Origin of the sequence: Pontibacter silvestris, from assembly GCF_020907275.1 — a bacterium.
Taxonomy (GTDB): Bacteria; Bacteroidota; Bacteroidia; order Cytophagales; family Hymenobacteraceae; genus Pontibacter; species Pontibacter silvestris.
In genome coordinates, this window is the sequence record NZ_JAJJWI010000003.1 from 186,873 (window position 1) to 212,650 (window position 25,778).

The 25,778-nt window shown below is 44.2% G+C and carries 12 protein-coding genes and 1 pseudogene; 5 read left to right on the plus strand and 8 right to left on the minus strand.

Annotation, left to right across the window (positions count from 1 at the left end):
• Window positions 1-24: 24 nt before the first annotated feature.
• On the minus strand, window positions 25-1,707 hold the full coding sequence (locus LN995_RS03975; protein ID WP_229958592.1) for a RagB/SusD family nutrient uptake outer membrane protein: 1,683 nt from the start codon (window positions 1,705-1,707) through the stop codon (window positions 25-27).
• 41 nt (window positions 1,708-1,748) lie between these two features.
• Window positions 1,749-4,721: a SusC/RagA family TonB-linked outer membrane protein gene (locus tag LN995_RS03980; RefSeq protein WP_229958593.1), complete on the minus strand. Its 2,973-nt coding sequence runs from the start codon at window positions 4,719-4,721 to the stop codon at window positions 1,749-1,751.
• Between the two features lie 674 nt (window positions 4,722-5,395).
• On the opposite strand from LN995_RS03980, the gene LN995_RS03985 reads away from it, so the two are divergent.
• Together LN995_RS03985 and LN995_RS03990 are read left to right on the plus strand one after the other, a co-directional pair.
• Complete coding sequence (locus tag LN995_RS03985) at window positions 5,396-6,814, plus strand: rhamnogalacturonan acetylesterase (protein ID WP_229958595.1); 1,419 nt, start codon at window positions 5,396-5,398, stop codon at window positions 6,812-6,814.
• Between the two features lie 94 nt (window positions 6,815-6,908).
• Window positions 6,909-8,021 (plus strand): rhamnogalacturonan lyase family protein, encoded by a 1,113-nt coding sequence (locus LN995_RS03990; protein ID WP_229958597.1) that lies wholly within the window; start codon window positions 6,909-6,911, stop codon window positions 8,019-8,021.
• A gap of 51 nt (window positions 8,022-8,072) precedes the next feature.
• Here LN995_RS03990 and LN995_RS03995 read toward each other — a convergent pair whose 3' ends face one another.
• The gene (locus LN995_RS03995) at window positions 8,073-9,428 is read right to left on the minus strand and encodes a TolB-like translocation protein (protein ID WP_229958599.1); all 1,356 of its coding nucleotides are present in this window, start codon (window positions 9,426-9,428) and stop codon (window positions 8,073-8,075) included.
• A gap of 71 nt (window positions 9,429-9,499) precedes the next feature.
• Entirely contained in the window at window positions 9,500-11,062 is a 1,563-nt protein-coding gene (locus tag LN995_RS04000) for a sialate O-acetylesterase (protein WP_229958601.1), read from the minus strand.
• A 214-nt stretch (window positions 11,063-11,276) separates the two neighbouring features.
• Between LN995_RS04000 and LN995_RS04005 the strand changes: the two genes are divergently transcribed.
• The 3 genes and pseudogenes from LN995_RS04005 (at window position 11,277) to LN995_RS04015 (ending at window position 15,149) form a co-directional block, all read left to right on the plus strand.
• Complete coding sequence (locus tag LN995_RS04005) at window positions 11,277-12,326, plus strand: glycoside hydrolase family protein (protein WP_229958603.1); 1,050 nt, start codon at window positions 11,277-11,279, stop codon at window positions 12,324-12,326.
• Between the two features lie 40 nt (window positions 12,327-12,366).
• On the plus strand, window positions 12,367-13,809 hold the full coding sequence (locus LN995_RS04010; protein ID WP_229958605.1) for a glycoside hydrolase family 28 protein: 1,443 nt from the start codon (window positions 12,367-12,369) through the stop codon (window positions 13,807-13,809).
• 587 nt (window positions 13,810-14,396) lie between these two features.
• Window positions 14,397-15,149: pseudogene (locus tag LN995_RS04015) on the plus strand (IS5 family transposase).
• A 110-nt stretch (window positions 15,150-15,259) separates the two neighbouring features.
• Here LN995_RS04015 and LN995_RS22015 read toward each other — a convergent pair.
• The 4 genes from LN995_RS22015 to LN995_RS04040 form a co-directional block, all read right to left on the minus strand.
• Window positions 15,260-18,610 carry a rhamnogalacturonan lyase family protein gene (locus LN995_RS22015; RefSeq protein ID WP_317206927.1) on the minus strand — a complete coding sequence of 1,117 codons (3,351 nt, stop codon included), beginning with the start codon at window positions 18,608-18,610 and terminating at the stop codon, window positions 15,260-15,262.
• Window positions 18,611-19,088: 478 nt separating this feature from the next.
• Complete coding sequence (locus LN995_RS04030) at window positions 19,089-19,832, minus strand: rhamnogalacturonan acetylesterase (protein WP_229958607.1); 744 nt, start codon at window positions 19,830-19,832, stop codon at window positions 19,089-19,091.
• Window positions 19,833-19,899: 67 nt separating this feature from the next.
• Window positions 19,900-22,827 (minus strand): glycoside hydrolase family 2 protein, encoded by a 2,928-nt coding sequence (locus tag LN995_RS04035; RefSeq protein ID WP_229958609.1) that lies wholly within the window; start codon window positions 22,825-22,827, stop codon window positions 19,900-19,902.
• 7 nt (window positions 22,828-22,834) lie between these two features.
• Window positions 22,835-25,741, minus strand: coding sequence for a glycosyl hydrolase (locus tag LN995_RS04040; RefSeq protein ID WP_229958612.1), 2,907 nt, complete (start codon window positions 25,739-25,741; stop codon window positions 22,835-22,837).
• Window positions 25,742-25,778 lie beyond the last annotated feature (37 nt).

The following is a 25,778-nucleotide window of genomic DNA, read 5'->3' on the forward strand; positions in this document are numbered from 1 at the left end:
GCTTCTCCTTATCCCCTGCTCTTATTAATTGTAGCCTGGGTTTTGTTTGAATTCTTCTTTGTTGGTAACAGCATCTAATTGTACCTGCGGAATAGGGCGCACCATGTGGTAACTCTTGATATTGTCTTTTGCATCAGGATTGTACTTTTGTACATACTCTACCAGTTTACCAGTACGTTTCAGGTCGTACCAGCGGACCTGCTCTCCGGCCAGTTCTCTAGCACGCTCTTCAAGAATGAAATCAATGTTCAGATCAGCAGTTGTAATCATCATTTGGTCTTCCATGCTCGGAACAGCGCGTGTAGTCCGCAATGTATTCAGGTAGTTTACGGCCTCTGCAGGATTGGAATTCATTAATCCTTCTGCAGCTATCAGGTATAGTTCAGCTAGGCGAATCACAAAAGCATCACGTGAACTCCACTCCTGGTTTGCTGTCAGGCGGGTGGGATCCATAAACTTCTTTAACTGGATAAACTGCGAGCGCAGCAAAGGCGATCCGTCAGCTTTATACATGGTCGTACGGTCAAAAATCTTGTACCTGTCTGCTGCTCTCGCCAACTGGCTGCTGGTGGCTGGTGTCTTCAGGAAAAGCATAGAAGTGTCGCCTAAGCTCATCTGCGGATAACCATTTACTTCGCCATCCTGCAGGTTTACCATGTTAGCGTACCAAACCGTCTGGAAGCTACCATGGTAACGTTGGTCTACAGTTTCATTAAACAAATCCAGCAGGTGCAGTGTAGGCATAAAGCGCTGATAAGGACGACCATAGTTAATCGCACGCTGCATGCCAGGTTGTTTATCGTACACCATAATGTAGAACAGGTGGCCGTTGTTGCCTTTTCCGGCAGCAGGGTCGTAGTCCCCGTTCATGGTGTCGTCGTTTGTGTAGTTCACATAATACACTACTTCTGAGTTAGTACCTCCCTCACTGTTCTTCATATCCCACAACGAGGCGTAGTCTGTAAAAAGGGAATAGCGACCGCTATTAATAATATCTGTTGCCAACGAGGCTGCTTCGGCATAAAGACCTGTATTGTTCGTCTCGCTGGCACGAGTCAGCGCCAGGCGGGCTTTCAGTGCTTTGGCAACATCCTGTGTAATCCTGCCATCTGTTGATTTCTTTGCTTCCAGATTGGCAATGGCTACATCCAAATCAGAGAAGATCACCTTATAAAATTCCTCTACCGATGAACGCTCCGCTGTTCTAACGGCACCAGATGTAGGTTCTGTAGCTAAAACCACGTCTCCCCATGTTTCAGCAATCAGAGACAAATACAGGGCACGAAGAAACTTTACCTCTCCTTCATATTGCTTGTTCAAAGCATCGCTTATGACTGGGCTGGGTAACAAGGCAATAGTTGTGTTACAGGCATTTAGCGCCTTGTATAAATTAATCCAGTAGTCTTTCAGATTGGTTTGGGCACCATTTAAATCTACAGTATAATCAGAAATTTGATTGGCTTTGTTATCGCCGCCGCGCAGGAAAAGATCAGTACCTGTTTCGCTGAATCCATAAGGGTGTTCTTTGCCATACCAAAGCCTGGTGCCCGAATAGCAGGAATTTACAGCACTCGTAATACCTAGCTCGGTATCATAATATGGATCTCCAGTTAAACCACTTTTGTTGGTTTCTTCCAGAAAGTCTTCACATGATGTTAATCCAAAACCGGAAAGCATCAGGCATAAAGCTATAATTTTATTTTTCATGGGTTTCTCTTTTAGATTGATAAGTCCTGGCTCAGATAAACTTAAAGGCCAACATTTACACCAAAAATTACTTGCTTAGGCAGCGGGAAGCTTAGGTCACCTCCGCGTTCAGGGTCATAGTCTTTGATACCGCTGAATACAAAGTAGTTCTGTAGTGTCCCATAAACTCTCACCTTGCCTATGCCGGCTTTACCAAGCAGAGATGCAGGCAGGTTATAGCCTAAGGAAATATCTCTGATCTTCACAAACGATCCATCCACATAGCCTAAGGTTGACTGGAAAAGATAGTTAGTTGTTGAGTAAGAGCTGTTCGGGCGGGGGAAAGCATTGGTAGGGTTCTCTGGAGTCCAGTAATCGACATTTGATCCGTTTTCCAAGGCACTTGGCTTAAAGCCGGAAGCGTTGTACTCGTAGTTGATGTACTGCCCTATACGGCCATAGACAAACACGCTAAAATCGAAGTTCTTGTATTCGAAGTGATTGTTAAAACCGAAAGAATACTTAGGTACCTGCGAGAAAGTTGTTCTGTCGCCTGGGTCAATTTCTCCATTACCATTCAGGTCGGCCACCTTCACATCACCAGGTTTATAGCCTCCCATTTCATTAGCCAAAGTCTCTTCGCCTAACTGCCAGATACCAATCTTTTTGTAGTCATAGAACACTCTGGTAGGAGAACCCACAAACCAATTATTGGCTTCATTCCTTGTTACGCCGTCGTTTAAAGCAACAATTTTTTCACGGTTCAGGGCAAAGGTCCAGTCAGTAGACCAGGAGAAATCAGGTGTAGTAATATTCTGCGTAGTTAAGGCCAGCTCAACTCCCTTGTTTTGTGTTTGCCCAACGTTTTCCATTATTTCTGAATATCCCGTAGCAGGAGGCAATAAGCTAGGCAACAGCAAATCAGTTGTTCTGGAAATATAGAAATCTACACTACCAGCTATTCTGTTGCTCAGCAAGCCAAAGTCTACACCGGCATTCCAGGTAGAAGTAGTTTCCCAGGTTAGATTAGGGTTAGGAATTACACTAGGCCAGTACCCGTAGGCTGCAGTGGTTCCGAAAGCATAAGCTGAAAGTGATAGTCCGCCTAAGGTAGCATAAGGGTCTATGGCAGCATTGCCTGACCTACCCCAGCTAACCCGTAGTTTCAGGTCGTTTACCATAGCAAAGTCCTGCATAAAAGGCTCTTCTACTACACGCCAAGATCCAGATAAGGAAGGGAAATATCCCCATTTCTGGCCTGCCGCCAACACAGAAGAACCATCAGCACGCAGGGAGCCTTGCAGTATGTATCGATCTCTGAACTTATAATTAACACGACCAAAGAACGATGCGATACGCGTTTGAAGCAGTTTGCTGCCAATTACTTTTGAAGCTGAATTTGAGTTCAGATCATAGTATGAAGTAAGTGGTGATGACTGGTTATTACCAGATGCTTTAAACTCCTCATAATTTCTCCCTAATGTACTTGTACCCAGTAAACCTTGTATGGCATGGTCACCAAACTCTTTGTTATAGTTTAAGGTGTTTTCCCAGGTATAATTGAAGTTATTAGTCAGTTCAACTCCAGAAGTAGAGTTTCTCCCTACGTTAGCAATAGTATTGTGCCCTCTGTAATACCCGTTCCGGTAATCCCTGATGTCTAAACCTATGGTAGATTTGAACAACAGATCTTCAAATATTTTCACATCCAGGTAAGCAGAAGAAAACAGTCGTTTATCCACAATGTTGTTTACAAATACACCTGGTTGCTCATCTGCCAGTGGGTTAAACTGCGCACTATAGCCAGGAGCCGGGTTCAGAATCAGGTTGCCTTCATCGTTGAAAGCTTTGGCAATTGGCAATATTTTGTTTGCCATGTTAAGTGGGTTATCCCTCTTGTCTTGGTTTTTATAAGTATAGATAGCTGTAACGCCCACTCTAAATCTATCAAACAACTTATGATCTATGCTTACCTTTCCGTTAACTCTTCTGAAAACATCGTTTAATAATAAACCCTGGTCTCGCTGGTAACCACCGGAAACCGAAAAGGTAGTTTTCTCACTTCCACCAGTCAGGTTCAGTTCATAGTTTTGCAACAAACCGTTGTGGAAGATGTAATCCTGCCAGTTCTCAAATTGCTTGTTCTTAATGTACTCCAGCTCATCAACCTGAAATATATCCTCATCATTGCGATACACATCTCCGTTGGTAGTGCGGTAAGCCTCACGCTTCAGCTGCGCATACTCTTCGCCGTTCATCATTCTGGGATATTTTCCTTTTTGGTAGCTGGAAACATAGGAGTTAAAGGTGAGACTGGTTCTACCGGTAGCACTTCCTTTTTTTGTAGTGATAATGATAACACCATTGGCACCTCTTGTACCATAAATAGCAGTAGAGGCAACATCCTTCAGGACCTCCACCGACTCAATATCAGTAGGGTTTATATCCACAAAAGAGCCATACTGAATACCATCCACCAATACCAGCGGCTGGTTGTCGGCACGCAGCGACCTGTTGCCACGAAGCACAATGTTTACATTGGCACCTGGTTGTCCATTGCTTTGCGTTACATCAAGGCCTGACACTTTTCCTTGTAAAGAGCGTAATGCGTTGGTAGTTGGAATGGCCGTAAGTTCCTCTGTTTTTACAGAGGCTATTGCACCGGTTACATCACTCTTTTTCATGGTGCCATATCCTACTACCACCACTTCTTCCAGTGCTTTAGAGTCTGGCGCTAACTGTACATTAACAGTTGTTCTTCCATTAATAGCCACCTCCTGGGTAGTAAAGCCAATAAAAGAGAAAACCAGTGTACCGTTAGCAGGCGCTGCAATACTAAAATCACCATCAATAGAAGCAACAGTACCAGTGGTAGTTCCTTTTACCATAATACTTACACCTGGTAAGGCTTCACCGTTTTCACTGGAGGTAACCTTTCCGGTTATGGTAGATTGCGCATAGGCAACTACTTGTGCAACACAGAGCACTGCCGTGAAAAGCACTTTCTGGAAAAAAGGTTTGTAAAGTTTCGCCATAACTCTTTCAGTTTTGTTTGACATTAAACACTCTTCGTTTTGCTGATCAGAAATATTTTTCCTCTAGCAGCACTGATGCGCCCTGACAGGAAAAGCTTTATAAAATTTGTTCATGGTTATAATCGTATGTTTTGCCTGGATTATGAACAGTATCTTTTACTAATGTTAGTTAGGCAAAGTAGTTAAAAATTTTGCTATCTACTCAATCAAAAAGAACAGATAGAGCAAAGTGTTTAAGAACAGTTTTAAATTAAAAGAATGTTGGCAGGTAACGTTCTATGGCAGATAAGAGTGGAGGTAAGGTTTTAGGTTAATGCTTTTATGCATTAATTTACCCGTACACATGTTCCACCTCTCTTTATATACTCAATGCTGCCATCTCAGGGGTGCTTGAATAAAACAATACTAAAATATTATTCATTTATGCGCATCCTGCTCTGTCCTGTTCTTTAAAATAATTTTAGGCAGAAAATAATATTACCAAGGAGAACTCTTAGAAGTTAATGTGCCATATCATCAGGAGATTAAAAAAGTTGTGGGTAGTAGCAAGAGTAATACCTAAAGCAAACAGGATATGACAGGATAATTATTCAACAGCAACAGGATAACTTTAGATGTATAGAAATTCAACGCTACCCTTCCAGATTAATAACTCACCTGAAAAACAACCTTGAATGAAAAGGAGCCCTGTTAAAGTAAAGCCTGAATTTATAAAAACTATTGCTCTTGCCATTACAGCTTCTGCTTGCCTAATAAGCTGTAAGGCAACAGAAATACCTGCCTCCGGTAAAGAACAAACTTCTACTATAACTGTAGCTCCCGATAACAGTGAAGCAACCACGTTAAAATTTGACTTTGGCCCAGGTAAAGTACAAGCTGGTTATGTGCAAGTGCTATCTTCTACTGTATATACCAAAGAACAAGGATATGGTATCATGAGTAAGTCTGGTGTGGAAGCTGTTACCCGAAAAGGAACAGATGCCCTGTACAGCGACTTCATCACCAGTAAAGAACCCTTTTACTTTAGTGTAGATTTGCCTGAGGGCGACTATCAGGTAACGGTGTTGCTGGGTGATCAGCAGGGAACTTCAACCACTACCGTAAAAGCAGAATCGCGCCGGCTGATGCTGGAGAAAATAGAGACGCCATCCGGCAAAGTAGAAGCTCATACTTTTATGGTAAACGTACGCACGCCTAAGATAAATGAAACTGAAAGCATACGCCTGAAGCCCCGGGAAGTAAGCTACCTGAACTGGGATAGCAAATTAACACTAGAATTTAATAACTCCCGCCCCTGTGTAGCCGCCGTCGAAATAACAAAGGTTAACGATGCTATTACCATGTATTTAGCTGGCAACTCTACCGTGGTTGACCAGGAGTATGAGCCTTGGGCCGCCTGGGGGCAAATGATTCCACGCTTCTTTAAACCTGGCGTAGTGGTTACTAATTATGCAGAATCCGGCGAGTCGCTAAAAGCTTTTATCGGAGAAAAACGCCTACAAAAGGTACTAAGTGTTATCGAGCCGAATGACTATCTGTTTATTGAGTTTGCTCATAACGATCAGAAGCCGGGAGGTTCACATGTGGAGCCATTTACTACTTATAAAGACATGCTGAAGCATTATATTTCAGAAGCACGTGAGCGTGGAGCCACACCTGTACTGGTTACTTCTATGCACCGCCGCAACTTTGATGAGAATGGTAAGGTTATAAATACCCTTGGGGATTATCCGGAAGCAGCACGCCAAACAGCAAAGGAGGAAAATGTTGCCTTGATAGACCTAAACGCCATGAGTAAAGCGTTTTACGAAGCAATGGGGCCTGAGAAATCTAAAAAGGCTTTTGTACATTATCCGGCAGGCACTTTTCCGGGCCAGGACACAGCACTTAAAGACGACACTCACTTTAATACCTACGGCGCTTACGAACTGGCAAAATGTGTGGTAGAAGGTATCAGAAAAAATAACCTGAAGCTTGTACAGTACCTTCGCGATGATGTAAAGCCTTTCGACCCAGCCAACCCAGATCCTGTAGAAGCATGGCAACTTCCTTTAAGCCCTGATGTGACAGTAACAAAGCCTGACGGAAGTTAACATCGCATAAACGGCGGCTGTACTCCTTCAGGAAACGATATATAAATTCTGTCACCTATTTAGTAAAAGCTAATATTACCTTAAAAAATCTTATATGAGCCGTTTAAGTACCCTATCTTTTACGCTAGCCCTTTATTTTGCTTTTATGTTTCCAGATGCTGCTTTAGCACAACGGCATATGGAGTATTTAGACCGTGGGCTGGTAGCAGTGCACACAGGAGGAGATTCAGTGTATGTTGGCTGGCGTTTACTCGGAACAGAACCAGAAAATATAACCTTTAACCTTTACCGTAAAGCCGGGGGAAGCAAGCCAGTTAAGCTTAATAAGAAGCCTATAACAGAAAGCACGAACTTTATAGACACGGGAGTAAACTTAGCGCAAGCCAACGCTTACTTCGTAAAACCGGTACTCAATGGGAAAGAACAGAAAGCATCTGAAACAGTAACGGTATGGGAGCAGAACTACCTCTCTGTACCGCTGCAAACGCCAACAGGCTATACACCCAATGATGCCGCTGTAGCCGACCTGAACGGCAACGGACAATACGAAATAGTAGTACACATGACAGGCCGTAGCCGCGACACACCTTCTAACGGCTTTACTGACGAGCCCATCTTTCATGCTTATAAGCTGGATGGAACTTTACTCTGGAAGATAAATCTCGGTAAAAACATTAGAGAAGCTCATTTGGGTGCAGAAATGTGGTGGTCAGCGTCTGGAAGGTTGTACAGTATCAAAGGCAAACGCATCGGTAACAGCCCAAGATCTACTAACTTTCTTGTCTGGTGGGATGGCGATCTGACCCGGGAGCTCTTAGACGGCAACCATATTGATAAATGGGATTACGAGAATGAGAAAGAGGTTCGGTTGTTTACTGCTGAAGGTACTTCTTCTAACAACGGCACCAAAGCTAACCCAGCTTTAAGTGCCGACCTGTTTGGCGACTGGCGTGAAGAAGTAGTTTTCAGAACAAACGACAACAAAAGCCTTCGCATTTATACTACTACCATACCTACCAGGCACCGGCTGTACACGCTCATGCACGACCCACAGTACCGCCTCAGCATTGCCTGGCAAAATGTAGGTTATAACCAACCACCCCATACCAGTTTCTATTTAGGGCATGACATGAAAAAGCCACCAAAGCCAAACATTACTGTTCCTAATAATCAAGATTCTAAAATAAAAGCTAAAGCTATGAAATAAATGAGAAGATACATGTTTAGTCGTTTTCAGGCAATTCATGTACAACAAGCTTTATATCCCCTCCGGATGCAGCGGCACCATCATAATGTCGCTGTCTGTAAGCAGGCTTGAATTAAATAGTACCCATTTGCCATCGGGGCTAATGGACTGATGGGCATGTGCCTGACTTGAAAACGGGCTCTTAGTATTTGGGCGATGGCCTGTTGTAAGTAATGTGGCAATACCTTTTTCTATATCGATACGATAAATATTACCGTCAAAAGAGTCTCCTACAGCCCATTTCAAATCTTGTGTTCCGGCGGCATGCCAGTACCCGCCCAATTCTTTAGCCTGTCCCAACAGCTGCGATTCATTTGTGCGGATGTTCAGCATCATTAAGCCAGTAGGGTTCTTTCTTAGCCGGTCAAGGTGCCCCATTATGTTAAACATGATATGATCGGGCCCAACAAATACTTCGTGCGTTACCCATTCATCCGCTTTTTCCTGGTACACGGGGCGATTAGTCACTTTGCCTTTTTTATCCACACTAAGCACCCATATACGCTGTGGAGAATCACCACCTGTTTCCCAACAGTACATCATTTCTCCTGACACAAAAGGATTTGCCTGAAAATGCCCTGTTCGGAAAGGCACTTCAATTAATTTTGTAGTCTTGTTGCTATCTAACTCCACACTATAAATAGCTGAAGCATCTTCTCCTGCTCTTGTGGAGAAAAATATTCGTTCATCATTTATATCCAGGCACATGCCGCCCGGCTTCAGATCAGCAGGAATTGTTGCAACTACCTTTTCATAGCTTGCCGCGTCTTTCACCTTTCCCCGTTCGCTCTCGGCAAGTAACTCCCCCAGGTTTACTTCTACCACCTGGTTATTACGCACACGAAAGGCTACATTTTGCTTATGCCCTAAAAGTAAGTCACCAATGTTATCACCAGTTGTAACCTGAACAATTTCATGCGTGTCCATAGAAACAGCGTAAAACTGCCTTTGCCTTCGTGGTGTGGCATTGTTCGCAAAAGTAATATTACCACCTGCAGATGTATTCCGGTTCGAGCTGAAAATAATGTACTTGCCGTCGGCCGTCCAGTTAGGGTGGTCCTGATAGATTTTAGAGCTACTATGCCTGGAGGTAGTTAGCGCTAAAACCTCAACGCCGGTTACAGGATCTGTAATGGTAAGGCTCTCGGACGGAAAACGCTGCCCGAAAATGTCTGTGCCTGCCATATCAAAGGTCTTATCAACGTTGGCTCTGTCTGAGTAATCTATACCTCCCACAGTTTGCGCAAAGGTAGTCGAGAGCATTCCTATGGAGAAAGCTCCAGCTATTATAAACCTTGTACTGATTTTTACAGGAGAAAATAGTATTTGTTGTTTTACAGCTTTAGAAGCAAAATGGCTCGTTTGCATGCTTGTATTTTTTTCGTGTTTAAAAACTGCTTTTGCTCAGTACCAAGGCCTTTAATTGGGCTCAACAGCCTTTACAAAGCATCATAGGTTTCTGCAGGCCATACATCCGTGCGGAAAGGTGAAGCCGGCAGCCCTGCTTTGTTATAGAAGTTCGGCGCTGGTATAAGCTCCCAGGCAAAGCGAACCGCCACAGGGTTTTGAACCTGATCACTCCAGACCACTACTTGCTTACCCTCTATTTTAGCCTTAGCCTTAACAAACTTCTGGTCTGCCCCGGCAATGGTAAAATCTGATAGCTCTCCTCCTCTGGCAACAAGACCTCCATCAACATGATCAAAACTCAATACAATTTTGTCGCCATCCACTTTCATTGACTTGTATATAGGGCCAGAGTATACCACATCTTTCTGTCCATAGTCTTTCGACAAGGCCCAAAGAGAGAGGCGTTTTCCTACTACCTGCTTGTTTCTGGGGTGGATGTCCAGCGAATCTCCTGCATCTGTTACCACAGCCATGCCTGTATTGGGCACCGACTGCATTGTTAACAACTGGGCCTCCCTGATTTCCGGGCGCTGGCTGCGGTGAGGGGCTATCTGCACAAAATAAAACGGAAAGTTGTACCCCCACCCTTCCCGCCAATTGGCTATCATGGCCGGGAAAAGCTTACGGTACTGGTAGGCTCTGTCGGCATTAGACTCGCCCTGATACCAGATGGCACCCTTGATGGTGTAAGGCAACAGAGGCGCAACCATAGCATTATAAAGTTTGTAAGGTGACTTATGATGCTTAGGCCCCATAGGTTCTCTTGGCGCAGCTGCAGGTGTTTCTCCTTTTTGCTTAGCCGACTCAGCTTCTTTTCGCCATTGCTCCAACTCTTTTCGGTACACTTCAATGGCCTCCGGGTACTTTTCCACATCAGCATTGTACCTTTCCAGTATAGGTATGAAATCGGCATCTGATTCCAGAACTTCTTTTTTTGTCCAGCCTTCGGCCGGCGTGCCACCCCATGAGGTATTAATCAGCCCAACCGGTAAGCCAGTTTTTTCAACTAACTCTCTGGCAAAAAAATAAGCCACTGCCGAAAAGTCGCCCACTGTCGCAGGGTTACATACCTGCCAGTCTCCCACTACATCTTTCTGCGGTTCATCAGCAACTTTGCGTTCCACGGTAAACATCCTGATTTTAGGATAGTTTGCCTGCGCTATTTCCTGCTCATAATTCTCCACACCGGTTGCCCAGCCAGAATTCTCAATGGGTGCCACAGGAAAATGCATATTACTTTGCCCGGAGCATATCCACACTTCTCCCAGGTATATATCCTTTAAATTAACTTCATTTTTTCCCTTAAAGGAAAGCGCATATGGTCCACCTGCTTTAGATGTGCTGACCTTAAGCTGCCAATTGCCTTGTGCATCGGCTGTCGCTTTTACTTTCTTGTTGTTCCAGCTTCCTATTACCTCTACTGTTTCACCAGGGTCAGCCCATCCCCACAGCGCCACATCTGCCTGCTGCTGTAGTACCATGTGGTCAGCTAATAGCGCAGGTAGCTTAATGTTGGCTAGAAGGCTATTGCTTAAAACTGAAAGCAGAACCAACAGACAATATTTCCCACTAAACTTCAAGTTGTTGTTCATATTTAACATGATCTTATAGCTGTTTTAAATACAATGTAAATGCTAAAATAAAAGTAACCATCCTGTGGTGTAAGGTATGATGCCCGGAAGAACAACTTTCACAGGACAGTGCAGGATAGAAAAAATAACCCAGAGGCTTAATTTTATAAGGAGCATAACTTTCTAGAAAAGCTCCGCTAAACATATTTTTTGGATTATTTTGAAAAACTACTTAATGAGGTTTTATTACAATTGCAGCTCAAAAAGAAAGCTTAACCTGCTCTTCCTTATTTTCTTGCTTCCGCTTGGGCTCTTTGCACAAAAGAGCGGGAGCCGCAGCCCTACTCCCAAGCCTCTATATGCCGACCCTGTTTATGATGGTGCTGCTGATCCTGTTGTAATCTGGAATAAGAAAGAGAAGAAATGGTTTATGTTTTACACCAACAGAAGAGCAACCGATGAGACAGCTGATGGCGTTACCTGGGTGCATGGCACCCGCATAGGTATTGCAGAGTCTTCTGACGGTGGTACCACCTGGGCTTACAGAGACACAGCCAATATTAACTACACCCCCACTCCCGACTACACCCATTGGGCTCCCGATGTAATAGAACATAATGGGAAGTACCACATGTTTCTCACCTACGTACCAGGTGTTTTCTCCGACTGGAACCACCCCCGCCACATCATCCATTTAACAAGTACTGATTTATTGAACTGGAACTATCAGTCTACGCTGCCCCTGGTTACTGATAAAGTTATTGATGCCAGTGTTTATCGCTTACCTAACGGTACCTGGCGCTTGTGGTACAACAATGAAAGGGACGGGAAGTCCATCTACTACGCCGACAGCAAAGACCTGTATAACTGGCAGGACAAAGGTAAAGCTATACAAGCAAGGGGAGAAGGCCCCAAAGTGTTTAAATGGAAAAACCAGTACTGGATGGTTATTGATGCCTGGAAAGGCCTCCAAGTGTTTAAATCTGACGATCTGCTGACATGGCAGGCACAGGAGGAGCGATTGCTAGAAGCACCGGGTAAAGGAACCGACGATCAGGCAATAGGCGGCCATGCTGACGTAGTTGTTAATGGAGACAGAGCTTACCTGTTCTACTTTACGCACCCGGGCAGAGTAAAATCCAACCCCGCCCCAGACAACAGTACTGCTGCTAAAAGAAGTGTGATTCAGGTAACGGAGCTAGAATACAGCAATGGAAACTTAGCCTGTAATAGAGATAAACCAACCTATATAAACCTGAGCCACGATAAACGCCATAAACTGTAGCAAGAGCTACTTATTTATAAATTCAACCAATTATCTACAAATGAGACATAAGAGCTTTTCCGCTTTATTTATTCTGCCAGTGCTTGCTTTAGCTATCATGTGTTTTAAGCTAAAGCAACCTGCAGCTGACTTTCCTACCCCCGAATGGGTTAAAGAAGTGGGTGCCAAGAAAATGCCTGGCAAAAAGAAAACCTACGATGTAACCAAATACGGTGCTGTAAACGATGGTAAAACCCTTAACACAAAAGCAATACAGGCTGCTATTGACGCCTGTGCTACTAAAGGTGGCGGCATTGTTATGTTTCAGCCAGGAGCCTACCTTACCGGATCCATTTACCTTAAAAAAGGGGTACACCTGCGCATAGATGAGGGTGTTGAGATACTAGGTAGCCAGAACCTAGCGGATTACCCAGAGATAGATACACGAGTGGCAGGTATAGAAATGAAATGGCCATCAGCGCTTATTAATGTGCTTGACCAGGAAACTGTGGCTATTTCCGGCAAAGGCACTGTGCATGCACAAGGTAAACCGTTCTGGGATATGTACTGGAATATGCGCAAAGAGTATGAACCAAAAGGGCTCCGCTGGATTGTGGATTATGACGCTAAGCGTCCGCGTACACTGTTGGTATCAGAGTCTTCGGATGTAACTATAAAAGATATAACACTAAAGCAGGCGGGCTTCTGGACCATTCATGTTCTTTACTCTGATCATATTACGGTTGATGGCGTTGTTATTCAGAACAATATAGATGGCCACGGCCCCAGCACAGACGGCATAGACATAGACTCGTCTTCTTATGTGCTGGTACAAAACAGCGATATTGACTGCAACGACGATAACTTCTGTTTAAAGGCAGGCCGCGACTGGGACGGCCTTCGGGTAAATCGTCCGGCAGAATACATAGTTATCCGCGACTGTATTTCCCGTAAAGGAGGAGGACTTATTACCTTTGGCAGCGAAACCTCCGGTGGTATACGCCATGTGCTAGCTTATAATTTAAAGGCAAACGGAACAGGCGTAGGCATCCGGTTTAAATCAGCTACTACCAGAGGCGGTACGGTAGAAAACATCTACATCCATGACATAGAAATGAACGAAGTAGGCACCCCTATTGAAGTAGCTATGAACTGGAACCCTAGCTATAGTTACTCTACGCTACCAGAGGGATATTCTTATGAAACTATACCGCAGCACTGGAAAACAATGCTCCAAAAGGTAGAGCCAGAAGAAAAAGGTATTCCTAAGTTTAAAGATGTTTATATTTCTGACATTACTGTCACCAATGCCAAAAAAGCCCTTTTCGCTGCCGGTATCGAAAAATCTTTAGTGGAGAACTTTAACTTCGATAACATCAGGATTCATGCTAAAACAGCTGGCGAGATATCTTATGCCAAGAACTGGAATTTTGATGATACTTCTATCAGCACCGAAGATGACACCAAGATTGATGTTAAAAACAGTTCGAACATAAACCTATAGATCACATTCTTTCCAATACTTTTTTTGAGCCAGAATCAGGTATTCATCTGATGCTGGCTTTTCATTTATACCTGAACATGATGTACTTTTAGTAACTTTTCTAACTGACATAGCTATAGTTAATAAAGAGACAAATCTGTTTACTTTGTATAACTACCTTTAATGGTGCGAATAGTTAGACTTCACCTTCCTCATTAAGTTAAAAACTTTGCCAGAATATTGCTACTCTAATAGTGTTAAAGCCTAAACATGTTAGATTGGTTACTCTTTACCTGATAATAGAGATGTGTATTCAGGTTAAAACTAAAGGCTCAAGTTAAGTTTATTAAGTAAGCAGATCATCAATAACAACAGTTGCTACAAAGACTTTATAGATCATATATAATACCCATATCATTTGCTTAAGTTCGCCTTTCATAAAATCAGATAACAAAGAACAACATACTTATTTAATTGTATTCGATTGCTTATCAACATAGACGTATTTTATAGGATACAGGCCACGGCATACAGATTGAAATGATCTAGGTCGTGTTGACAATTACTGAATGATTTTCTGTTTCTGTTGTTTAAGTTAAAAAAAGCTTATGCGACGCTACGAAATCAGCGACTATGACTGGCAGCGCCTCTCTACCCTTCTTCCGGGCAAGTCCACAGATGTGGGGCGCACAGCCAAAGACAACCGCCAGTTCATCAACGCCGTGCTCTGGATCGCCCGCAGCGGCGCCCCCTGGAGAGACCTTCCTGAGCGCTACGGCCCTTGGAACTCGACCTACCAGCGCTTCCGACGATGGGCCAGGAAAGGCGTCTGGCAGCGTGTCTTTGAAGAGCTGCAGGAACCGGACCTGGACTACTGGCTCCTGCTCGACTCCACCACCGTCAGGGCTCACCAGCACGCGGCAGGACAAAAAACAACGCCGGCGGATGAGTCTCTGGGGCCGCAGCAGGGGCGGCTTCTCAACCAAGGTGCACGCCTGCTGCGACGCCTTGGGCAACCCCCGCCGGTTCATCCTCTCTCCCGGCCACCACTCTGACCACCGGCAGGCACAGGCCCTGCTGGAAAAGGATAGTCCCGGGCTGTGGTGGCTGACAAAGGCTACGACAGCAACTCCTTTGCCAGAGTCGTCGCTGAGTTGGGCGCTGAAGTGGTGGTTCCCTCTCGTTCTAATGCCAAGCACCCCCGCCTCATTGACGAGAACCTATACAAGGACCGAAATAAGATAGAGCGCTTCTTTAACAGAATCAAGCACTACCGCCGCATCGCCACCCAATATGATAAGACTGCCTCCTGCTTTCTGGCTTTCCTGCACTTGGCTGCAGCCATGATACTGCTGCTCTAATCAACACAGCCTAGTATTGATGAACACGCATCGCATATAAAGGAACTAGCAGCAGAGGCAGTGTCATAACATAATGACACTGCCTCTGTTGCTAGTTAGTAAACTTATCTTTACTTCTTAATCAGCTTTAACTGCTGATTATTTTCATCTGTTTGAACATTAATGATATACAGACCGGCTTTCAGTTTAGAGCCAGCTTTAACTACATTTTTACCCTTACCTTGCTCCACAACTCTACTTAATTGGTCAAACACAATATATTCAAAAGCTCCTTTGGTTTCTATAAGAAAAGCTTCAGCAGTCGGGTTTGGATAAATAATAGCAGATACTCCCTCTCCTTTTCTATCCATTACTAAATCATTTTGCTTCGCTACAGCACTGGTTGTACTGACATTAGCTGGAGCAAGGCTAAACTGCTGGTTCATACCATCAGCGTAAGTCCACTGTTTCACGTTAGCACCGTTGGCGGTAGAGCTGCCCTCTACACTTACAGCTAAACCTGTTGCTCTGTTAACAATGCTGTAGTAATCATTATCCATCTTGCTGATAGCCCACTGCTGGTTACTACCTCCTGCATAACTCCACTGCAGAATGTTAGCCCCCTCTGCACTACTCGATTTTGCTTTCACTCCCAATGCCTGTCCGCAAGTTGCATTTATGATAGTATAGTAGCCTTCGTCCACGCTGCTAATTGTCCATAGTTGCTGATTGCTACCGTTTGGCGCGTGCTGTACCAGATTGCTATTGCCATTGTTACCGACACAGTCTTTATTTAAGTCCAGTACCTTTTCACTATGGCGGGCTGTAAGAAGGTAGGTACCATCAAGACTGCTACTTTCTAGTATAGCACTGCCTGCATTAGAATTTGTGACAGCTCCATTTACGTCTGTGGCTTTTATCCAGTAATAGTAGGTAATACCATTTTGGGCTGTATTATCAATATAGCTCCTACTATCAATTGATACGGATGCTACACGTACTCTGCCATTAGGATCAGCATCTATATCTCGAAATATTTCCAGGCTCCTTAAATCAATGTTGGTAACAGTCCAGTTTAAGTCAATTTGTGCATCGCCTGCCATAGCACTCAGTTCAACTTTTGGTAACTCCACATTACCATCTACTACTGCTGTAGCATTGGCTCCGTTAGAGTTAATGACACTACCATCAACAGCGGTTGCTTTAATCCAATAGTAATAAGTAACGCCATTCTGCACAGTGTTATCTACAAAGCTCCTGATACTTCCATCAATAGAAGTGGCGATACGTGTTCTTCCGGAAGGGTTGGAGTCTGTATCACGGTATACTTCCTGACCACTTAACTCAGTATTCAGTACCTCCCAGGTTAAGGCTATTTTAGAGCCTCCTACATTAGCTTCAAGTACCACAGAAGGAATGCCTCCCCCCTCTTCTTCCACCTTTGGAGTAGCACTGGCAACATTAGAGCTTATAGTAACAGCATCCGTGCTTTTAGCTTTAATCCAGTAATAATAGGTTGTATCATTTGTAACATCTGTATCCTTGAAAGTTGTTGTAGTTGCTGATACAGAAGCAATACGTGATCTGCCATTAGGATCAGCATCCGTGTCCCGATATATCTCCTGGTTCATTAACTCTACATTTGATACGGACCAACTTAAATTAACTTCTCCGTCTCCCCCACTGGCTCCTAAATAAATAACAGGTGTACTTCCACCGGTATTATCTACTAAGGCAATATTAGGTGTCGGAGGAGTTTCCATTCCTTCCCCTACATAAAAGCTTGTATGTGGAGGCTGATTATATGACACATTCTGCCAGGCCACAGATACCCGGTACTGAGGGTCATGCATGAAGGTGTAGAATCGATGCTCAGTAGGTGTGGTGGTGGTAAAGATTAATAATTCACTGTTATTACTGTGCCTGTATATTACTTCTTCTCTCCAGTCGCCTAGTATATCTGCACTTAAGCCAGGATTGGCTTTTGTACCATTATTTTGCTCGGCTCCATACTGGTACGCCGTTAACAACCTCTCTGAAGTACCACTGGTGTAATTCCATTTGTCCAGCGTAGTGCCATCCAGTATCTCGCGTTGCAGGTCCCCATCCCACCAATTAGCAAAGTTTGCACTACTTGGTTTGGCAGCAGAAATTTCCTGCCCGGTTACACTATATAATGTACCGGTAGCACCCCAAACTTCATATCCTTTATAACGTGGATCTATATCAGCAGCTAAGGCTCGGCCAATGTCACGGCTAGCAGGTACTCCCCAAAGTTTTTTCCCTGTTTGGGCATCACGAAGCCAAAGGCCATTTCCATCATAAGCACTCACATCTTCATGTGCTGTCCATGTCTCCAGTCCTGGTCTGTCAGGATTTAAATCTGACACATGCATGGCATCACCATGGCCAAGCCCGGTAGTATAAAGCCCTGTTCCGTCATCATCTATGGCCATTGAGCCGAAAACTACTTCATCCTTTCCATCTTCATCCACATCTGCAACAGTCAGTTGATGGTTTCCCTGTCCGGCATAAGCGCCATTACCTTCAGCATCAGAATCAAAAGTCCAGCGCTCCGTTAACTGTCCATTGCGCCAGTCCCAGGCCACTAGCACAGCTCTTGTGTAATAGCCACGGGTCATTAAAAGACTTGGCCGCTGCCCATCAAAATAGCCTACGCCTGCCAAGAAACGGTCAACCCGATTGCCGTAATTATCTCCCCAACCAGAAACATTTCCTCTGGCAGGCAGATAGTCAGTAGTAGCCATGGCAGCACCCGTCTCACCGTTAAAAACAGTCAAATACTCAGGCCCGGCTAAAATATAGCCGCCATTGTTACGGTAATCAGCAGTAGCGTTACCAATTAAGGTGCCTGTTCCATCTATAGTGCCATCAGCAGTTTTAAAAGCGACCTCTGCTTTCCCATCGCTGTCCAGGTCGTAAACAATAAACTGCGTATAGTGTGCCCCGGCTCTAATGTTCTTTCCCAGGTCAATACGCCACATGTGGGTGCCATTCAGTTTATAAGCATCAATGTATACATTACCTGTATAGCCGCTTTGTGAATTATCCTTTGCGTTTGATGGGTCCCACTTTAGGATAACCTCGTACTCTCCGTCTCCATCCAGGTCACCCACACTGCAGTCATTTGGGCTATAGGTGTAGCTTACTCCGTCAGGAGTGGTGCCTCCTGCAGGCCGCTGCAGCGGTATACTCAAGTAAGGCTGCTCCCAAACAGAAGCCGGATCAGAGGCTTCCTGCTCCTGCCCGTTTATTACCGGACGAACGGTGTAAGTCTCATTGGAGCCTGTGTTATCTGTGTAGTTTGTAGCAGCGGTTATAGGTGAAGTTGTAAGAAGTGTGGAGCCACGGTAAAGGTTAAAAGCAATATCATCAGGATCTGTTCCGAGCATGCGCCAGCTAATGAACACTTCGTTAGTGCCTGTTCTTACAGCTACCAAACCACGTCCTAAGCTCTCCATATGCCGCTGAGCATATAAAGAAGTAAGAGTAAACAGCAACAAAAGCAGCAGACTTAGCTTTTTTTTATAAGATGGTTTGTAATAATTATAAGACTTTTCTTTGACAGATGCACCCTTTGTTATGAAAGGGATTTTGATGGGGACTTGTAGTTTTGCTTTCATAAATTAACTAATGTTCGTTTTTAATAATAAAAAAAGAACCTCTTCACAATAGTATCAGTAATGCAATGTATTTAGGTAAAGTAAAGGCTTAGGCGGAGTTACATTCAGGAGAAACAGCGGCTACCTCTTCTGCATTATTGTACAAGTTGTACTACTCGCACAATAATGCAGAAGAGGTAGCACTATTTCCGATTACATCCAATTTATTTATTCATTTTCAGGAGATTATCCTGCGCTGTCCTGTATGCTAAACAAGAAAGGGTTAAGCATAAACTTCTGCTTAACCCTTTCTTGTTCTGACGGCCTTATCTCAAGTCTACTTTTTCAGGTAAGATACCAAAGGCTTTAACTTTAATTCTTTTATACCTTCTACCGCCAACTCAGCTACTTTTTTGGCTCCTTCCTCCTTCATGTGAGTGTTATCTTTCAGACCTTCCGGGTACTTCGGGTGCTCTCCCGGCTCCAGCCACATATAAAGCTTTTTAGCCTCTTCCGCACCTAATGACTGCACATAATCTCCTGTTTTCCTGTTCAAGTCAATCATAGGCACATTCATTTCTCTGGCTACTTCACGGGTAATATCTGTATATTTACCAATAGCTGTTTGCACGACTCCCTGTTTATCAAATTTCCGCATGGTGATGGACGTCAACAGAACTGGATTTGCGTCTTTCGCACGTACCTCATCTACAAACTTTCTTAAGTTATTCCTGTAATCTTCTGGCGTAGTATGCCGTTCCGGCTTACTGGAGTTATCGTTATGCCCAAACTGTATAAACACCCAATCGTCTTTTTGCAATTCGTCCATAATTCGCTGCCAACGATTTTCAGAAATAAACGTTCGTGTACTGCGCCCACCAATAGCTTTGTTCTTTACAGTAACATCATCCGTGAAAAACTCTGCTAAGTACTGCCCCCAACCACGCATCGGCGTTTCAGACTCTTTATAAGTTTGCATGGTGGAGTCGCCAGCCATGTAAATAGTGATTTTCTTTTTAGCAGGAAAAGAGAAACTTACCAATAGCAGGCACAACAGAGAAAAAAAACATTTTTTTATCATAATTAATGTTTTAGAAAGTTAATAAAAGGGTAAACCCAGCGAGCTTTGAAGTTACCGGGTTCAAGGACTAAAACAATTCATTTATAACTGGCTGATCGAACTGCTGTGGAGACGTATCATCTGTCTTTGGTAAGCCAAAGTAAAAATACAGCGTCCGTTTTATTGGCCCGTTTACTTTATTCAGTTCTCCGGCAGGACCAAGGTTCTTTGTGTTTGCGCTTATGTTTAGTGCCAGCTTTGTTCCTAATGGTGGAATGTTATCTAAAAAAGACACATTACCAACGGGTAAATCAGGGTGAGGTTTTATGCCTGATAATCCATAAAAGTCGAAGCGGCGTACAAATAAATTGTCTTCAAGAGTGGCTACTAAAAATTTTCCTTCCACGGTATTAAACTCCATCCAAGAAACGTCTGCAAAATACCCTTTAAACTCTGGGTACTGCCAGGGTGCACTCCCGGTCTGCACATCGTTATAGTAGTTTTCCCACACATTGTGCTCCACGCCCTGCTGCCTGTTTTTCCAGACACGGTAAGGGCCTTTGCCCAACCACTTGGCACCAATTATAAAGTTTTCTGGGTAATTAAAACTGATACCGGTAAAAGGATACTCGCCATCCAGGTTGTACTCATACTCCAGGCTCAGCCAACCGCTTCCGTGCATCTTCCATTTGGCGTAGTTCATATCGCCGGTATAGTTTACTTCCACCACATGACCATCACCTTCCTTATAATGCCTCATGTTTGCCACTGTTGCATTGCCAGCTACCATTACAGGTCCGTTGCCAAAGGTCAGGTTTTTACTCTTTGTATTCGCAACTTCTATAATGGTACCATTTTTCTTGTTTAGTTTTACAGAAATCTCTCCACCATTTAGTGTAACAGTTGAGTCTGTTTCTGTTACTTCTACTTTCCACTCGGCAGTTACAGTGTTACTTGCTTTTTGATTAGCAGCATCAGGTTTAGCTGCGGCTTCGGCCTGTTCTTTTGTTAGCAAAACAATTCCGTCCAGCAGTTGTTTATTATTTTTAATATTCCAGGTCCAGGTGTACAGAAGCTCTTTGTGCGGATCAAAAGCAGAAAGAAGGAGCACATCATAGTCTTGCCAGTCTGCCGGCAGGTTAAGCTTTAGGTTGCCTTTAGCAACTGGCGCTACAGCAGGTCCTGCACCTGTTCCTTTTTTCCTAGTAATGTAGCCCGTAAAAACATCTCCTGGCTTTCTGTAGTCAGCCAATTCCCACTGAAAAGTGCATTGATTTAAGTTGGTGAAATGAAACCTGTTCTCCACCGGAATGTTACCGTTAAAAGAAGCAGGTAACTCCTCCATTGTAATATGCACTGGAGAGTAAATTTCTTTGATGGCAAAGAAGCTGCCCTCTTTCTCACGGTGCGGCCCCATTAGGCCATCCGGCGCATTTACCTTGTTAACATCTATAATGTTATTCAGATCAGTCCGCACAATGCCTTCATCTGCTAAGTCCCATAAAAAGCCTCCTGCGCCTAACCTGCTGTTCCAGTGCAGTTCCCAAAAATCAGCCAAAGATGTGCCGCCACCACCATCATCCTGCGAGTGTAAAAATTCTGTCGGCATATAAATATTCGGTCCTTCTAAAAGGTTTTTGGTGCTATAGTAATCTTCGTAATGGTTGCAGTCTATACCATTAAAGGCATTGCCAGGCCGGTGGTGTGCATGAATAACAGGGCGGTTAGAAAGGTCATAAAAGCCATAATCATCATCCAGTTCCATGTTATGGCCACCTTCGTTCCCATTACTCCAGAAGATAATAGACGGATGATTAGCATCACGGATGACCATTTCCTTTACAAGCGGAGCACCGGCTTCAGTGCTATAGTAGTTTTGCCAGCCAGCCAGTTCATCCAGCACATAAAGCCCCAGTGAATCACATATCTGCAGAAAGCTTTTGTCTGGCGGGTAATGCGAGCAGCGGACAGCGTTCATGTTCATTTCTTTAATCAGCTTCACATCCATCAGGTCGATAGCACGGTTTACAGAACGGCCTGTTTCCGGCCACCACACATGGCGGTTCACACCTTTCATTTTGATTTTTGTGCCGTTAAGGTAAATCCCGTCCCCTTCCCTGATCTCAATGGTGCGAAAACCAAATTTGTCTGATGTCTGGAACAGGTTCTTTTTACCGGATCTTATATAGGTGTTTACAGTATATAGGTTTGGTGTTTCGGCTGTCCACTGCAGCGGGTTGTTCACGTTGGCTTTGATATTAACCACAGTGTCTGTAGCCAGTGTAGTTCGACCTGACCCAACCACTTTTCCAGCTACATCTATAATTTCTGCCACCACTTCGTGGTTCTGCTGCGGGTTGCTCAGGTGAACATTCATGGAGAAAGAGCCATTTGCTTTTGCATCTATGGCGGTGTACGCCACATGCTCTTTTGGAAAGGCTTCTAGATATACCGGCCGGAAAATTCCTCCGAATATCCAGTAATCAGCTAAACGTTCTGCATTGTTCACAGAAGGATCGGCAGACATTTTACTAACCATAACCTCTAATAAGTTATCCTTGCCGAACTCTAGTTTATCGCTGATGTTGTACTTAAACTGATAAAAAGCTCCCTGATGCGTGGGCCCGGCAAGCTTACCGTTTATCATAACTTCGGTATCGGTCATAGAACCTTCAAAGACAATGTACACATCTTTATTTTTCCAGTCTTTTGGCACCTGGAAAGTGTGATTGTACATGCCTTTTTCATCAGCAAAGCGGAAGCTTTTACCATAGGTCACATAATCGCGCCCATAGTTGTAGGTACCAAAGCCTTGCTGCTCCCAGTGCGATGGCACCTGTATGGTGGTCCAATAGCCACTTTTCCGGCCACCTGTACAGTAGAAGTTCCAAGCTACAGTGTTCTTATTATCAGTACCTGAGAGATATTTCACCTCCCGCTTTTCAGGAGATTTAGCATAAGCCTCTGCGATACTAAGCAGAAGTAAAAAGATCAGTAAAAGCTTTCTGTTAAGCATGCTTTTTTTATTGTGATAATACTTGTTCTTTATTGTTTTCTGTGGAGTTTCCTGATATAGCCTTTACCGGAGTAAACGTTACAGGGCCTATCAAACCAGAGTTTTTGGGTTGCCATTTAGAAGCTGTAAACACACCATTCTTATCCCTGTTTTCAGGCAAGCGAGCAGACATGTTAATGTTATAGAACTTTTGCCAAGTAATGTTGTTGCGGTCCAAGTAAGCTACCCGGTTTGCCATAGCGTTAGAGACATAAACTTCCAACACATTCTTCCGCTTAAGTAAGCTCTGTGGAACAGTTACCTGATAAGCAGGCCCAATAAGTGTATCTAATGCGACACCATTCAGCACAACCCGCGCACTCTCTTCCACACGCCCCAAATCAAGTAGCCAAGCTTCCGCTTTACCCTTAGGCTTTGAAAATGACAGGGCATATTTTGCTGTACCGGAAAAGTTCTTCACATCTACTCCACCAAAAGCTGTCCAGGACTTCAACGCTGCCGTCTTTACTTCAGAGGGGATTTTAGGGCCTCCTTCCATAAAATTTACAGACCAACTGCCTTTTAGCTCCTGCGCATTGCCAACTGGTTTGTGGAAAGTATAATGTGCTCCATTGGCAGGCGCATCAGAGGTTTCGAGAATAACAGATTCACCTGGTGTCAACTGTACATAAACTTCGCTTTTGCCTGTTGTGGATTTACGCAGATCAGCATAGCCCGCCTTTCCGGTCATAGGGTTAAACAATGCCACTGCCTGAGTATTTGCCTGCAAAGCTACCCAGCCTGCAAAAGCTTTGTCGTTTGGGTTAGCCATAAAGTAATAGTTGCCTTTATCGTGCTTTCGGCGAACGTATTGTAAACCTTTATCTGCTAATTGCTCACGTTGTACACCAGCATAGCTTAAGACCTGATCTAAATCGTCTCCAACCATAAAAGCACCTTCTCCAACCATAGCTTTTTTGATATCTGCTTTATCAGTATTTGTAAAGTTTAGCTGAGCTAGTAGTTTCTGATATCCCTCTTGTCGGTCGTTCAGATTACCTAGCCCAGGCACACTGGTTGGCAGGTTTCTATAAACTACTACAGTTGCACCATCTTTAGCTAGTTGTACCAGTTTCTCAAATGTCTCCAGTGGTATAAAGTGAGCGTCTGGTATAACTATAGTTTTATAAGCAATGTCACCTGTTACTAATTTTTTGCTATCTTCTTTTACATTATGTAACTGGCGATCAGAAATAAAGTCGTAGCTGTAGCCCTTCTCCCACATGGTTTCGGCACTGGCTTCCAAACCTGTTCCTTTAAAGCCGTGGTCTATTCCGTCAAAGTGCTGAAGTAATGATCTGCCTGGTGTCGAGAACGAATCGTAGATCGGCAGGTAAAGCAACACATCATTGTCAGGCTTGCCCAACTGCAGGAAAGACTGACAACGTGCTACATAGGTATTAAGAGCTGCAAAGTCTGTCCAAAAGGTGTTGTTTGGGTTAAAATGTACTGCAGCATAAAACAGCCAGCCAGGCCACTCTGCCTCCCCAGGTGAGTAATTGGTACCATGATAAAAGGTGTGATTTACGCCTCCTAATAAGAAAAGGTCCATGGCTTTCTTAACATCACTTAACCTGGACAAGAAGTGTTCATTCTCCCATGTTGCCGACTCCGAAGAAATAAGCTTTTTACCTGTAACATTAGCCGCAGAAGAGGCAAACTTTATGCGTTGGATATCTGTTCCTTCTATTTCCGGTATATCTGTAGCAGCATATAAGTCCAAGATATTCGCGGGTGAGCCATGCGCCTGGTTACGAATAAGTGCATCATGCTTTTCAGCCCACTCATGCCACTCCTTTGTGTAGTTTTCCAGGATCAGGTCGGCAACAGTCTCGCGGTAGTCACAGAGCACCCGCTGATTGTTTTCTTCAGTGTCTTTACCAAATAGTGCAGGAAGGTGCTTGCGTAAATCATAACCACGGCGTTTTTCGAACTCCTCAAACATCTGAGGTGTCCAATTGGCCTCACCCTGCGCATCGTCTACTTCATAAGAATCGTTAAAAAAGGCGCGTAATGATTTTATATCCTGTCCTTCAAACGCCTTATCAAAATACGTTAAGTAATTTTCTGTTGCTTGCTCCGAGAAATGATCTATCACATCGCCTTCACCTCCCGGCCCAGCACGCTCCACCATCTTACCATGCCACCCCTGGAATATGGCATATAGGGCCCAGTTTCCGGCAGGTGCTTTCCAGTTAAGGTTACCATTTTCACCTACCTTTTCTGTCAGGTTCAGTACATCTCTTTTATCGGAATATGCCATTAATGCCTGCAGCGGAAGCAGCTTCGGAAACCTTACCTGGTCAAAGGCATGCAGTTGAAGGTTCGGGTTCTTCGAGATTGGCTCCTGTAGCTCTGCGATGGCAATCTTCTCCCCCACGGTCCGTACCAAAGGTTCCTGCATATACTGCACCGGCTCTTTTAGGCTTTCACCACCTTTAAGTGAATAAGTTTTATGCGCTACATATTTACAGGCATCTTCCTGACTTACCCACGGACCGCCAAATGGCCAGCCCGATGCCTGTGCCATATCTACGCCCATCTCCAGCCGGTTACCTTCTTTCAAGGTATGGGTAAGCATCTCCATCCACTTCGGAGACAGAAAATCAATAAACTGATTTTCATATCCTTTTGCACCGTAGATAGGCGTAACTTCCACACCACCCAAACCAGCCTTCTGGTACTGCTCCATTAGCTGGGTCAGGTCCTGTTGATTTACAGCACTTCCCATCCACCACCAGCGGGTCCAGGGTTTGGTCTCCTGTGTTATAGCAGGCCATTTCGGTTGTTCCTTATCTTGTCCAAAAGTTGTAAAGCTGCCAAGCATGGATAAGCAAACACCCAGCACACCAATACATTTAGCAGTTTTTCTCATCTAACATGACTTTTTTTAAGCTGAAAACACTTCCCCT

Excerpts from the sequence above, each read along its gene's own strand:
- LN995_RS03975 (WP_229958592.1), bottom strand. The coding sequence starts at position 1,707 with ATGAAAAATAAAATTATAGCTTTATGCCTGATGCTTTCCGGTTTTGGA.
- LN995_RS03980 (WP_229958593.1), bottom strand. The coding sequence starts at position 4,721 with ATGGCGAAACTTTACAAACCTTTTTTCCAGAAAGTGCTTTTCACGGCA.
- LN995_RS03985 (WP_229958595.1), top strand. The coding sequence starts at position 5,396 with ATGAAAAGGAGCCCTGTTAAAGTAAAGCCTGAATTTATAAAAACTATT.
- LN995_RS03990 (WP_229958597.1), top strand. The coding sequence starts at position 6,909 with ATGAGCCGTTTAAGTACCCTATCTTTTACGCTAGCCCTTTATTTTGCT.
- LN995_RS03995 (WP_229958599.1), bottom strand. The coding sequence starts at position 9,428 with ATGCAAACGAGCCATTTTGCTTCTAAAGCTGTAAAACAACAAATACTA.
- LN995_RS04000 (WP_229958601.1), bottom strand. The coding sequence starts at position 11,062 with ATGAACAACAACTTGAAGTTTAGTGGGAAATATTGTCTGTTGGTTCTG.
- LN995_RS04005 (WP_229958603.1), top strand. The coding sequence starts at position 11,277 with ATGAGGTTTTATTACAATTGCAGCTCAAAAAGAAAGCTTAACCTGCTC.
- LN995_RS04010 (WP_229958605.1), top strand. The coding sequence starts at position 12,367 with ATGAGACATAAGAGCTTTTCCGCTTTATTTATTCTGCCAGTGCTTGCT.
- LN995_RS22015 (WP_317206927.1), bottom strand. The coding sequence starts at position 18,610 with ATGGAGAGCTTAGGACGTGGTTTGGTAGCTGTAAGAACAGGCACTAAC.
- LN995_RS04030 (WP_229958607.1), bottom strand. The coding sequence starts at position 19,832 with ATGATAAAAAAATGTTTTTTTTCTCTGTTGTGCCTGCTATTGGTAAGT.
- LN995_RS04035 (WP_229958609.1), bottom strand. The coding sequence starts at position 22,827 with ATGCTTAACAGAAAGCTTTTACTGATCTTTTTACTTCTGCTTAGTATC.
- LN995_RS04040 (WP_229958612.1), bottom strand. The coding sequence starts at position 25,741 with ATGAGAAAAACTGCTAAATGTATTGGTGTGCTGGGTGTTTGCTTATCC.